Origin of the sequence: Bradyrhizobium sp. NAS96.2 (assembly GCF_001908235.1) — a bacterium.
Classification (GTDB): domain Bacteria; phylum Pseudomonadota; class Alphaproteobacteria; order Rhizobiales; family Xanthobacteraceae; genus Bradyrhizobium.
This window is the reverse complement of record NZ_LGHK01000426.1, coordinates 1-1,639: the sequence shown is the minus strand read 5'-3', so window position 1 is coordinate 1,639 and position 1,639 is coordinate 1. Positions and strand designations below refer to the sequence as shown.

Annotated in this window: 1 protein-coding gene; it reads right to left on the bottom strand. The window is 62.4% G+C overall.

The window, feature by feature from the left end:
* Window positions 1-104: 104 nt before the first annotated feature.
* Complete coding sequence (locus AC628_RS41730) at window positions 105-1,532, bottom strand: IS1182 family transposase (protein ID WP_074132577.1); 1,428 nt, start codon at window positions 1,530-1,532, stop codon at window positions 105-107.
* Window positions 1,533-1,639 lie beyond the last annotated feature (107 nt).

Here is a 1,639-nt window from a genome sequence, read left to right as displayed (position 1 = left end):
CCACGTCGCGCAACCATGCGCATTTGGGGTAATGGGTCCTGGCTTTCCAGGCCGTGCAAAAAGTCGGCCCGGCGCGGGGAGTATTGAGTGACCAAGCGCGCGGCTCAGGCTGCGGATGGCCGGAGTGCCGTGAGCAGCGTGGGCAGGCCCTTGATGGCGATCATTCTCTTGATGTTGTAGGCGGTGATGCTGAGCGCCAGTTCGGCTTTGGCTTTCCGCAACCCGCGGACGAGGAATCGCGGAAAGCCCATCATCCATTTGATGGTCCCGAACGGATGCTCGGCGACCCGCCGGCGGAGCTTCATCCAAGCAGGATCGGCCATGGCCCGCTGGTGCATGGCCTCGCGGTCATCGTCATGGAAGCCGCGCACGATGATCCGCTGCGCCGCCTCGGTACATTGCGACTTCAGCGGACAGGTCGGGCAAGCTTGCGTCCGGTACTCCTTCTTCTGTTTGGTGCGGGAGGTCTTGAAGAGTCGGAGGACCTCGCCGGCCGGGCAGCTCCAGCTGTCGTTCTCCCGGTCGTAGCTGAACCGATCGCGACTGAAGTATTGCCTGCCCTTCGGATTGACCCGTTCGGCGTCCGGCACGATCGCGGTGATGCCGTCCTGCTCACATTGTTTGGCGTGCGCGCCGTTGGCGTAGCCGGTGTCTGCAACAACAGTCACCTGATCGGCGCCGACCGCCGCCTTGCCCTGCTGAGCCATCGGATGCAATTGCTGCAGGTCATTGCCGTCGTTGGTCAGATCGAATGCAACGATCAGGTCATGCTCGGCATCGACCGCGATCTGTGCGTTGTAGGCCACCTGATGGCCGCGCGGCGTGCGCATCAGCTGGGCCTCGGGCTCGCCCAGGACTTTTTGCTTGAGACCTTCCTGAACCAGCTGCCTGGCCTGCTGCTGCAACTCCGCCCGCTGAGCCTTCAACGCGGCAAGGGCTGCTGCCACGTCGGTCTTGGCCGGCTCAAGCGGCGCCTCCTCGGCGTCGGCCTCATCCATCGCCGTCAGATACTCGGCGATCTTGCGCTCGATCGCCGTCTCCCGCTCCGCAAGCTTCTTCTTCGTGATCACCTGCTTGCGGCTGGCTGCCGCAGCAATCTTGCTCCCGTCGATCGCCAAGACTTCGCCTCCAAACACCGATTGCCCGCGGCAGAACTTGATGAAGGCCCGGCAGACCCCGACAATGGCCTCAGGATGATCCTTGCGGAAGTCCGCAATGGTCTTGAACACCGGCGTCACCCGGTTGATCAGCCAGAATACCTCAACATTGCGCTGGGCCTCACGCTCAAGCCGCCGGCTCGAACGCATCTGGTTCAAATACCCATAGATATAAAGCTTCAACAGGTCGCGAGGATCGTAAGGCGGCCGCCCCGTCGCTTCCGCCTCAACGTGCGAGAAACCCAGCCCGGCAAGATCCAGACCGTCCACAAAGCCGTCGATCACCCGCACCGCACTGTCCGCTGCGATCACCTCGTCCAGCGTCTCGGGATACAGCGTCGCCTGATACCGCGATCGCCCAATGACGTGTCCCATCGTCCCCCCGAATCAATCTCAGCCGCCAAAATCCACCATCAGAGCGTGGTTTTTGCACGGCCTGGAAAGCCAGGACCCATTAGCCCAATTCTCAATTGTTGCGCGAC

Excerpts from the sequence above, each read along its gene's own strand:
- AC628_RS41730 (WP_074132577.1), bottom strand. The coding sequence starts at position 1,532 with ATGGGACACGTCATTGGGCGATCGCGGTATCAGGCGACGCTGTATCCC.